At 49.0% G+C, this 681-nt stretch carries 1 protein-coding gene; it reads right to left on the bottom strand.

The window, feature by feature from the left end; genetic code table 11:
• Positions 1-87 precede the first annotated feature (87 nt).
• Positions 88-681: IS21-like element helper ATPase IstB (gene istB, locus AB2U10_RS19155; RefSeq protein ID WP_367916687.1), on the bottom strand; the 594-nt coding region annotated here is incomplete at its 5' end.

The following is a 681-nucleotide window of genomic DNA, read 5'->3' as shown; positions in this document are numbered from 1 at the left end:
TGCATATTTCGGAGACGTTGACCCCTCGTTTCGGTTTTCGTTGACCCGTGGGCGCTTATTGGTGATAGGATTATTATACTGCCAAAGTTACCTGTTTTTTCTTAATGAATCTCCCTTGAGTTCGATTCTTGTTGCGGTATGCACCAGCCGATCCAGGATGGCATCGGCAATAGTACTGTCAGGGATGATATCATACCAGGCCGCTATGGGTAGCTGCGTAGCAATGATAGTAGCATTCTTGTTATGCCGGTCCTCGATCACCTCCATCAGATCTACAGCCTGTTGCTTGTCCATACCGGCGATGGCGAAGTCGTCCAGTATGAGCAATTGCTGCTTGGCAATCTGCTCCATAGTTTTCACCCATGATCCGTCCAGGCGTGCCATTTTCAAGCGGTGAAAGAGTTTTGAAGTAGCCGAGTACATTACCCTAAAGCCCATTAAGCAGGCCTGTTGTCCCAGAGCTGAGGCTAAAAAGCTCTTTCCTGATCCGGTAGCTCCTGTGATGATGATACTTTCTCCTTTGGGGATAAAACTACAGTCGCTTAGAGAAGCCATCAGATTTTTGTTCAGGTTCCGACTGTCTGCATAGCTGATCTCACTTAAGGAAGCCTGGTAACGGAAGCGGGCCTGGGTGGTCAGCCTCTCGGTTCGTCGGGTTTGTCGGTTTTCGGTTTCTGCCTG

Origin of the sequence: Leadbetterella sp. DM7, from assembly GCF_040829825.2 — a bacterium.
Taxonomy (GTDB): domain Bacteria; phylum Bacteroidota; class Bacteroidia; order Cytophagales; family Spirosomataceae; genus Leadbetterella.
Note: the sequence above shows the minus strand (reverse complement) of the source record. Positions and strands in the feature narration are given on the sequence as shown.